This window comes from Pseudomonadota bacterium, from assembly GCA_010028905.1.
Classification (GTDB): domain Bacteria; phylum Vulcanimicrobiota; class Xenobia; order RGZZ01; family RGZZ01; genus RGZZ01.
Genome location: RGZZ01000170.1, coordinates 1 through 9,599, shown reverse-complemented (window position 1 = coordinate 9,599; position 9,599 = coordinate 1). Strand labels below are relative to the sequence as shown.

9 protein-coding genes are annotated in these 9,599 nt (G+C 68.0%); 3 read left to right on the top strand and 6 right to left on the bottom strand.

Annotated features, from left to right (window positions below; translation table 11 throughout):
• Both EB084_12790 and EB084_12785 read left to right on the top strand, forming a co-directional pair.
• Positions 1-840 (top strand): alpha/beta hydrolase (locus tag EB084_12790; protein NDD29134.1); only part of this gene is annotated, 840 nt, incomplete at its 5' end.
• Positions 841-873: 33 nt separating this feature from the next.
• A complete protein-coding gene (locus tag EB084_12785; GenBank protein NDD29133.1) occupies positions 874-2,571 on the top strand; it encodes a hypothetical protein in 1,698 nt (565 codons plus the stop codon).
• Between the two features lie 25 nt (positions 2,572-2,596).
• Here EB084_12785 and rfbF read toward each other — a convergent pair whose 3' ends face one another.
• Genes rfbF through EB084_12765 form a run of 4 tightly spaced genes read right to left on the bottom strand, consistent with a single transcriptional unit; the run spans position 2,597 to position 5,878 of the window.
• Positions 2,597-3,376 (bottom strand): glucose-1-phosphate cytidylyltransferase, encoded by a 780-nt coding sequence (gene rfbF / locus EB084_12780; protein NDD29132.1) that lies wholly within the window; start codon positions 3,374-3,376, stop codon positions 2,597-2,599.
• A complete protein-coding gene (locus tag EB084_12775; GenBank protein ID NDD29131.1) occupies positions 3,373-4,359 on the bottom strand; it encodes a glycosyltransferase family 2 protein in 987 nt (328 codons plus the stop codon). The genes rfbF and EB084_12775 overlap by 4 nt, the downstream gene beginning before the upstream one ends.
• Positions 4,146-4,880, bottom strand: a complete 735-nt coding sequence (locus EB084_12770) for a class I SAM-dependent methyltransferase (GenBank protein NDD29130.1) — start codon at positions 4,878-4,880, stop codon at positions 4,146-4,148. Before EB084_12770 ends, EB084_12775 begins: the two co-directional genes overlap by 214 nt.
• Complete coding sequence (locus tag EB084_12765; protein NDD29129.1) at positions 4,877-5,878, bottom strand: NAD(P)-dependent oxidoreductase; 1,002 nt, start codon at positions 5,876-5,878, stop codon at positions 4,877-4,879. The genes EB084_12770 and EB084_12765 overlap by 4 nt, the downstream gene beginning before the upstream one ends.
• Positions 5,879-6,097: 219 nt before the next feature.
• Between EB084_12765 and EB084_12760 the strand changes: the two genes are divergently transcribed.
• Entirely contained in the window at positions 6,098-7,387 is a 1,290-nt protein-coding gene (locus tag EB084_12760) for an MFS transporter (protein NDD29128.1), read from the top strand.
• Between the two features lie 134 nt (positions 7,388-7,521).
• On the opposite strand, the gene EB084_12755 is transcribed toward EB084_12760, so the two are convergent.
• Positions 7,522-8,988 (bottom strand): glycoside hydrolase, encoded by a 1,467-nt coding sequence (locus EB084_12755; GenBank protein NDD29127.1) that lies wholly within the window; start codon positions 8,986-8,988, stop codon positions 7,522-7,524.
• Positions 8,985-9,599 (bottom strand): NERD domain-containing protein (locus EB084_12750; GenBank protein ID NDD29126.1); only part of this gene is annotated, 615 nt, incomplete at its 5' end. The genes EB084_12750 and EB084_12755, both read right to left, overlap by 4 nt.

The window sequence follows — 9,599 nt, the reverse complement described above, 5'->3', positions numbered from 1 at the left end:
TCCCCCGCCCCCACGACGGCCGCTTCCACGACCCGCGCAGACGCGACCCCCGTCAAGCCCGCCCAGTACCGCGGAAACCTGGGCGGGTGTGGAAAGCACGATGCCGACCTTGACGAGACACCACACGCCGCGCGCGTCATCAACGACCGCGAGGAGCGCGCGCTGCTGGGCGACAAGCAGGCGCCGGGGCGATTGATCGATCTCGCCCCGGGCGACGGCGCCCACGGCACCACCATCGTTGTGCACGGCATGAACTCCGGGCCTTCATCAGCCCAGCCCATCTCCGACTACGCCGCCACCCATGGCGAGGCGGTGAAGGCGTTCATCTACAACGACCAGTATCAATCGATCAGCGATTCCGGACGTCACCTCGCCGACGCCATCGACGCGTGGCGGACAGAGAACCCGGGAAAGCCCCTCGACCTGCGCTCCCACAGCCTCGGAACGCGCGTGGCCCTGAGCGCGCTGCAGCATCTGCAAGAAGACGGTCGCATCGAAGGCCCCCCCATCCGTCACGTGATGTTCGGGCCTCCCCTCGAGGGGATGCGCGCCGCCAATGGGGTGCGCTGGGCCCCCCGCGCCCTTGATGGGCGCTTCCCCGGCGTATCGCCCGGGCGACAGATGCGCCCCGACTCGAACTTCCAGAAGATGATCTCGCACCTGACCATGCCCGACAACGTCGACACGACCATCGTGGCGGGTGGGCAGGACACCATCGTTGACGCCACGTCACCCGGGTTCGAGCGCATCGCCCAGCACCTCCACGCGAAGGTGATTCACATCCCACAGGCCGATCACCACACGGTGGTCGATCACCCGTACGCCGCCGACGGTCGCTGACCGAACGCTCCGACGCCGCGTGAGGCTCTCGTCGTGGCGCCTGGCCTGCACACGCCCGGGAGGAATCACGAAGCGCCCGCGATAACGAAGGCCTCCGTGCAGGCCTCACCCTTTCTCGTTGCCCTGATCATCGCCACCGTGCTGCGCGTGACGGTGGCGGCGCTGCTGCCGCTCACCCTGAACGAACCGTACTACTGGGAATGGGCGCGTCACCCATCCCTGGGGTACTACGATCACCCTCCGCTCACTGCGTGGCTGGGCACCCTCTTCGTTCCCCTCGGCAACAGCGCGCTTGTGGTGCGTCTCCCCGCGCTGCTCTGCGCGACGGCCTGCGCCCTCATCGTGCATCGGTACGCGCGGCGCGCAACAGGAGACGAGCAGGCCGCGCACTGGGCCGCCGCGGCGTTCGTGACCGCCCCCTACTACACCATCATGGCCGTGCTGGCCTGGCCGGAGTCGACCCTGCTGCTCACCTGGGCGTGGACCCTGCTGGCCTGGCACGAAGCGGTCTTCGCTCCCCCGGACGCATCTCCGGCCCGCCGCTGGGGGCATGCCGGCGTGGCCCTGGGCGCCTGCCTGCTGGCCAAGTTCACCTCGTTCGCCCTCGCCTTCGGCCTGGGCCTGTTCTTCGTCGTGGCCCCCCGCGCGCGCCGGCGCTGGCTCGCCACGCCGTGGCCATGGACCGCCCTCGTCATCGCCCTGCTGGTCTACAGCCCCTGCCTCTGGTGGAACGCGACCCACGGCTGGCAGACCTTCGCGTTCCAGGCGACCGAGCGGACCCACGAGACCGTGCACATCAACCTCCGTCAGGCCCTCAACTTCGTGCTCGAGACCCTCGGTGGGCTGTCGCCCCTCATCGCGGTGGCTCTCGTCGCGGCGACGGCGCGCGCCGCGCGAGAAGCGTTCGCGCCCCGCGCGGATGCTGCCCCCGAGAGCGTCGCGGCGTCTGCGCCCCCCGCGCGCGATGCGCAGGCCACATCAGCCAGCGCGCCAGACCCCGAGGCCACACGCCTCGCCCTCGCCGCCTCGCTGCCCGTCCTGTGCGCCTTCTTCGCCCTGGTGCCGTTCCGCAACGTGCAGGTCTACTGGACGCTCTGCGGCTACATCGGCCTGTTTCCCCTGCTGGGGCAGTGGGTGGCGCAACGTATGGCCACCGAAGACCCGCGGCAGTGGCGACGACGCATCGGGTGGGCGGTGGGCATCGCCTTCGCTCCGCTGCTCGTGGCCACGGCAGGCCTTGCGGCGCCCCGCATCTTGTTCGGCCTGGGGGGGCGCCCCCAAGGGAGCGCCCTCACCGAGATGTACGCCTACCCCGCCCTGCCCGCGCTGCTCGAGGCCGAGCTCAGCGCCCTCCCCTCGCCCCAGACCGCCTTCATCGCCGCTGAAGACCACCGGCTCGCCAGCCACCTGTCGCTGCTGCAGGCGCGCCCCGTTCTCATGTTCGGTCTGGGGCGACGCGGGCTCGAGTACCTGAACTGGGAATCGCCTGAGGCGATGCGTGGGCAGAGCGGTCTGCTGGTCATGCGCAAGCCGTTCGACGACGGCCGACAGGGGCTGCGCGAGCGGCTGAGCGCGGCGTTCGATCGCGTCGGCGATGCCCGGCCGCTGCCCGTGGAATGGAACGGGCGGGTGGCGCAGACGTTCTACGTGGTGCCCTGCGTGGGCTTTCACCCGGAGCGCGCACAAGCGCTCATCGATCCGAGAGCGGGCACGCTCACCGACACGCCGTAGGGTCAATCGTCGGGCGCAGGAGCGCCTAGGCCCACACCTTCCACGGCGGGCGCCCCGACGCCCACAGCTCATTGAGGCTCGTCATGTCGCGCAGCGTGTCCATGGCCTGCCAGAAGCCCTCGTGGCGAAAGGCCATGAGCTGGCCATCGGCGGTGAGGCGCTGCATGGGGCCGCGCTCGAACGGCACCGTGGGGTCATCGTCGATATAGTCGAGCACGCGCCGATCGAGCACGAAGAAACCGCCGTTGATGAACCCCTCGGTGAGCTGCGGCTTCTCGCGGAACTCGGCGGCCGCGTCACCATCGAGCACGAGCTCTCCCCAGCGAGACGAAGGGTGCACGGCGGTGACGGTGGCCAGCTTGCCGTGGCTGCGGTGAAAGGCGAGCAGCGCCCGCAGATCGACATCGGCCACGCCATCGCCGTAGGTGAGCATGAACACGTCGTCCTGGCCCAGGTAGCGGGCCGCGCGCTTGATTCGCTGCGCGGTCATGGTCTCGAGCCCGGTCTCCGCCAGCGTGACCTTCCAGTGCTCCGGATGCGGCCCGTGGGCCTGTACCCCGTCCGGGCGCGAGAGATCGATCGTCAGGTCGCAGTTCTCGTGGTAGTAGTCGAGGAAGTAGCGGCGGATGACCGACCCCTTGTAGCCGAGGCAGAGCACGAAGTCGTCGAAGCCATGGTGGCTGTAGATCTTCATGATGTGCCACAAGATGGGGCGCCCCCCCACCTCGACCATCGGCTTGGGGCGCACCTCGGTCTCCTCGCGCAGGCGAGTCCCCATTCCACCGCACAGGACGACGACCTTCATGAGCTGCCCTCCGGCATCACCGCCGCCGCGCTGCGCCCGTTGCGCGGCAGGGCCGCCTCGTCGGACTGGGGGCGCCAGCGCCACGGCTCGAACGTGAACCGCACGATGTTGATCAGGAACTCGGCCAGCGTGGTCCAGCGCACGTTCGACGACCCGCCGGCCCGAGGAAGGAAGTCGACATCGACCTCGCCACAGGTGCCGCCGCGCGCGCCGAGCTTGATCATGATCTCGGCGTCGATGAACCAGTCGCGGCTGCGCGGGCGCAACGCGCGGTACACGTCGCCCCGCATGATCTTGGGCGTGCCGTTGATGTCGCGCGAGCGCACGGGGAAGAGCAGGGGGAAGATCGCGTTGCACAGGCGCGTGACGACGCGGCGCTGCCAGCCATCGCCCCGCGTCACCCGCCGCACCTTCGCCAGATGCAGATGACGGCGGCGCAGCAAGTGGTAGACCGAGACCACGTCTTCGGGTCGGTTCTGGCCGTCGCCCCCCATGTATCCCACCGCGTAGCCCTGGCAGACAGCGAGGCCACAGGTAACGCCCCAGCCGAACCCGTCGTTCTCCGAGATCGTCACGATGCGGATGCGCGGATCGCGCGCCGCCATCTCATCGAGAATGGCCGCCGTGCCATCGCGCGATCCGTTGTCGACGAGCACGAGCTCGTAATCGATGCCGGCCGCCACAAGGGCCGCCGCGATGGCATCGGGCACCGCGGGGAGGTTCGCCTCCTCGTTGTAGAGCGGAATAACCAGCGAGAGCTCTGGACCGTTCACGTGTCTCCTGAGCGCGGCTTGCGCGCCGCGACGTAGTACTGCCCGCCCAGCGGCAGCCACCCGAGCCAGCGCTCGAGCGGCCGGAGCGCCCGCAGGCGGCCGGGGAAGAAGAGGTAGTACCGCTGCTCCACGATCTCGAGTCCGGCCTCGCGGAGCAGGCTGCGCGTCTCGCGCGGCTCGAGCAGCACAGCGTCGCGATCGAGGGGGCAGTCGGCCACGATCTTGCGCGTCACGGGGTTGTAGGGGTTGTGCTCGAACACGAACAGCATCCCGCCCGGACGTACGACCCGGGCAAGCTCGGCCACCACGCCCCGCCGCTCGGCGGGCGGCACGTGATGGTAGACGCAGGCGCTGAACTGCAGGTCGAATGCGTGGGTATCAAAGGGGAGCCCCGCGCTCGGAAGGTGCACGAACGCAGCCTCCGGCTCGCGCCGCTGTGCCTCGGCCACCATCTCGGCCGAGACGTCGCCCCCCACCAGGCGACCCGCGCGAGGCAGAAGGAAGCGCTCCATCAAGCCGACACCGCACCCCACGTCGAGCATCGACAGCCCGGAAGGATCGCCGAGCAGGCGAGATGCCGCGTCGAGGAGGAGATCGCACTTGACGCGGGCCATCTCGTCAGCCGACGCCTCCACGAAGCGCAGCGAACCATCGACGGTGTCGCGATAGGTGCGCGCGTGGGGGTCGAACTCTGCCGAAGCGTCGGGATGCAGGGAGATGGCTTCTCTCATGGCGATGGGGCGGACCGTTCCCAGAGATCGGTGAGACCGCGGTCGAGGCTGACTCCCGGGGCCCAACCCGTGTGCTCGCGCACCGCGCGCGGTTGGCCGAAGCAGCGCATGATCTCGCCTTCTCGGTAGGGAAGCGCGCCCATGCGCGCCAGACCGGTCCGGCCGGTGATTCTTTCAAAGGTCCGGCAAACCTCCTCGAGCGACTGCTCGACCCCGGAGCACAGGTTCACCACGCGTCCCGCAAGCGCGTCAGCCCCGGCAATCGCGAGCAGGCCGTCGACCGCGTCGTCGACGTGAATGAAGTCGCGGGTCTGCCGCCCGAGGGTCATGTCGAGAACCCGACCCTGGCGCGCCGCCTCCACCAGCTGTGGCACGAAGAAGCGCGTCGACTGGCCGGGGCCGTACACCATGAACAGCCGCGCCACCGTCACGGGCAGACGGGACGCGGAGAATGCGTCGAGACAGAGACGGGTCGCCAGCGCCTTCGACATGCCGTAGGGAGTGATCGGACACGAGGGGGTCTCGTCGATGATGGGCGTGGGCGGAGTCGGGCCGCACTCGGCCGCCGTTCCCGTCACCACCAGACGAGGGCTCCCGGACGCGAGGGCGGCGGCAATCACAGAGGCGGTACCCAGGGTGTTCACCCGCACGTGCTCGGGCAGGGTCGACATGTCTGGGCTGGGATCGAGGTGGGCCGCCAGGTGGAAGACGAAGGCGGGGCGACACCCGTCGAAGACGCGGCGCACGGCATGGACGTCGGAAACATCAGCGACGGCCCACGCCTCCCCCTTGACCGCGCCTTCCTGCGAGCGCGTCAGCCCCGTGACCCGCGCCCCCCGCGCTCGCAGCGCGGCGCACAGGCGCCGCCCGAGAAATCCGGCGGCACCCGTGACGAGCACGGGGGTCTCTGCCCAGGTCGTCGCCCCGCTGGGGGCAGCGGTGTCGTCGGTCACGGCGCGCGCCTGTCGGTGTTCGATGTCGTCATGGTCCTGGCGCATCAGTACGGGCCGCCGGGCGACGAGGCCTGCCTGCGGGGCTCCCACGACGACGGGGCAGGTCTCTCCCCTCCGTCTGATGTCAGAGGATGCGTCTGCTCCTGAATCGAAACCTGTCCCGTTGCGCAGATCGCCCGCGCGCCTGTGCCGTCGTCGATGCCCGCGCACAACCGTGGCCGGCGCCCGCACTGCCCCAAGATCGTCGCATGAAGGGATGTGCCCATGGGAATCAAGCTCCGCCTGACCGTCATGAACTTCCTCCAGTTCTTTCTCTGGGGGGCGTGGCTCATCACCCTGGGCGCGTACATGGCCGTCACGTTGCACGCCAAGGGGGCCCAGATCGGCGCCGTGTATGGCAGCCTGGCCATCGCCTCGCTGTTCATGCCGGGCATAACGGGTATCATTGCCGACCGCTTCATGAACGCCGAGCGGGTCTACGGCCTGCTGCATGTTCTCGGGGGGCTCACGCTGCTCAAGGCGGCCCAGGCCACCGACCCCGACCAGCTCTACTGGCTGATTCTCATCAACTCGCTCTGCTACATGCCCACCATCGCCATGGCGAACACCGTGTCGTACGCCATTCTCGAGAAGAATGACCTCGACGTGGTGAAAGACTTCCCCCCCATTCGCGTGTGGGGAACCGTGGGCTTCATCGTCGCCATGTGGGCGGTGAGCCTGAGCCACCTCGAGCTCAGCCCGGCGCAGCTCTACATCGGCGGCGTCTCGGCCATCATCCTCGGGCTCTACTCGTTCACGCTGCCCGCCTGCCCTCCGGCCGGCGCCACCGCTGGCGCCTCGCTGTTCAGCGCCCTCGGGCTCGACGCACTGGTGCTGTTCCGGCAGACGAAGATGGCGGTGTTCTTCATCTTCTCGATGTTGCTCGGCGTCTGCCTGCAGATCACCAACATGTTCGCCGACGCCTACATCCACAGCTTCGACACGAACCCGCTCTACGAGACCTCGCTGGCTGTGAAGTTCCCCGCCATCATCATCTCGATCTCGCAGATGTCGGAGACCCTCTTCATTCTCACCATCCCCTTCTTCTTGCGCCGTCTCGGCATCAAGAACGTGATGCTGATGAGCATGGTGGCGTGGTGCCTGCGCTTCGGCCTGCTGGCGGTAGGCAACCCGGGCGGCGGCCTGTGGCTGTTCATCCTCTCGATGATCGTGTACGGCTGCGCCTTCGACTTCTTCAACATCTCCGGCTCGCTCTTCGTCGACCTCGAAGCCCCCAAGGACATCCGCGCCAGCGCCCAGGGCCTCTTCATGATGATGACCAACGGCATCGGCGGCTTCTTCGGCGCCAAGGGCGCGGGCTACGTCATCGACGCCAACACCGTGAACGGCGTCACCGACTGGACCCACTGCTGGTTCGTCTTCGCGGGCTACGCCCTGGTGCTGGCCGTGGTCTTCGTGCCGCTCTTCCAGTACAAGCACGACCCGGAATCGGTGCAGGAGGCGGCGAGGGGCCATGTGCCCTTCCCGGATCCGGGTGGTGAGCTCGAGGTCTAGCCCAAGCGCAGGCAACCGCAGTCACAAGCCCATCGAAAGTTCCAGGGCATCGAGCCCTGCGCGACTGAGCAGATGAAGACGGGTCGAGAGGCGTCTCTGGGTCTCCCGCACCGCCTCGTCTCAACGTCCCATTCTCAGCTCCGTCGCAGCAGGTCCATCATCTCGCGATCGAGCTTGTGCCCGTGGAAGTCTTCGTAGCGCACATCCGAACGCCCGCTGTCAAGCGGGCCAAATGACCCGCGGAAGTTCCAGAGCGCCCATCCCCAACCCGCGTCGCGCCAGTTCTCGAGGTTGTCGCGCATCCAGCGCAGAGCCACATGGTGCGGGGTCTGGTTGTAGCATCCGAACTCCCCCACCATCACCCCCACGCCCCGCGCCTCGAGTCGCTTCCACGGGACGTTCTGGTGGACGCGCAGCCAGTCGCGGTCACGCATCTCGCTCGACGTCACGGCTCCGCGGGCATCGATGTCGAGGGTCTGCGGATGAACCCCCCATTCCCAGTTCGGGCTCACGCGTACCGCACCCTCAGGGCCTTCAAGCGTGAGCGACGACCACCGCAGCCAATCGCCCTCGAGGTTTGAAACCTCGATGCGCTTCGTACCCGCGGGGAGGGTCACCACGCAATCGCAATCGTAGCGGTTCTGATACACCCGCCACTGGGGCTTGTAGTGGACTTCCTTCCAGTCGCCCACTCCCGGACCTGGGGTGAACGACCTGCGCAGCACCTCACGCCCATCGGCTGAAATGACCAGCAGCGCCTGCTTCGAAACACGATCGACGCGCAGCCGCAGCGTCTGCGCCCCACGCCTGTGCGACATGATGACGAGCGGGCCACAGATCCCTTTGTGCCACGGACCGTAGAGATACGGCTCGACCTCTGCCATCGGCCATCGAGGCACTGTCCAGGCGTCTGATCCGGTGATCCACTTCGCGCGATAGTGCGTCAGCATCATGGGCTCGTATCCGCGCGTCGCCTGGGCGATGCCCAGCGACGCGAGCGCGTCGACCGGCGTATTGCCCCAGTGCGTGCCATCGGCGATGATGAGCCGCTGCGGATCTTCGCGCCGGATGGCTTCGGTGAGAACCCGTACCACGCGCACGTAGTCAGCGTCGTGGGCCACCATCGGCTCGTTGATGAGGTTGAAGCTCAGCTGGGCGCTCGGCACCCCGCGATAGCGTCGTGCGAACGTCGCCCAGTGCAGCGCGCAGAGGCGCAGCGCCTCAGGGTCGGTGAACAGATCGCGCGCCTCGGCGGGGACAACCACGCAGTAGCCCGGCGCGCGGTGCAGGTTGATGCACACGTGCACCCCGTACCGCTGCCCGAAGGCCACCGCCTCGTCGATGTCACGCAGCTTCGACGGGTCGATGCGCGACGCGTCGCCGCCCACAATCCATGCGCGATAGTCGAGCGGCAGGCGCACGAAGTTGAACCCGAGCTCCGAGATGAGGCGAAAGTCTTCCTCGCGGAACGGGCGACACGACTCGGCCTGGAAGTGCTCGAGCAGGTTGAACCCGCGCCAGCGCGGCAGATGGCGCGGCGAGGGCATCGGCAGGGCGAGCCCCGCCAGCAGCAGCAACATGGCGATGAGGGGGCGAATCATGTGTCGTCTGCTCGGGTGGCTACGTGAGCACAGCAGTCGCGAACAGCAGCCGTCACGTCGCGGAGAGCCGCCTCGTTCAGACGCACCTTTCCGCGTTCGAGCGTCTCGAGCAGCCACTTCAGCGGAACCACCACGACCGGTCGCGTGGCGGATTTCGGGATCCGAACGTAGGCGCGGGTGAAACAGACGATGGGGGTCACGAAGACGCTGTGTCCTCTCTGCTCGAGCTGCTTGCCGAGCCACAGGCCCTGGCTTTTGGCCTGCCGCAGGAAGTCCTTCTCGAGGGGGCGCCCACCGCGCAGCAGCTGCTGACCATCATGCTGGATTCGACCGCGATGCGACTTGGTCTCAATGGTGAAGACCCCGGTGGGTCCGATGGCCACGTGGTCGATGTTCCAGCTGTCGAGCACGACGTCATGCAGCACCGTCCAGCCGCGGGTCTCGAGCTCAGCCAGCGCAGCCCCCAGCTTCTCCTCGCCGCGTGCACCTTCGCCCCAGGTGCGGTTGAAGCCGTAGAAGATGACCTCGCAGAGCTTCAGCACCCCCAGGTGACCACGCCGTGAAGATCCTCTCTGCTCGATCTCGGCTCGCACGCTCAGCGCCCCTCGATG

Bases quoted from the DNA above. Each gene is read 5' to 3' on its own strand.
- EB084_12770 (NDD29130.1), bottom strand. From the start codon at position 4,880: ATGAGAGAAGCCATCTCCCTGCATCCCGACGCTTCGGCAGAGTTCGAC.
- EB084_12760 (NDD29128.1), top strand. From the start codon at position 6,098: ATGGGAATCAAGCTCCGCCTGACCGTCATGAACTTCCTCCAGTTCTTT.
- rfbF (NDD29132.1), bottom strand. From the start codon at position 3,376: ATGAAGGTCGTCGTCCTGTGCGGTGGAATGGGGACTCGCCTGCGCGAG.
- EB084_12765 (NDD29129.1), bottom strand. From the start codon at position 5,878: ATGCGCCAGGACCATGACGACATCGAACACCGACAGGCGCGCGCCGTG.
- EB084_12755 (NDD29127.1), bottom strand. From the start codon at position 8,988: ATGATTCGCCCCCTCATCGCCATGTTGCTGCTGCTGGCGGGGCTCGCC.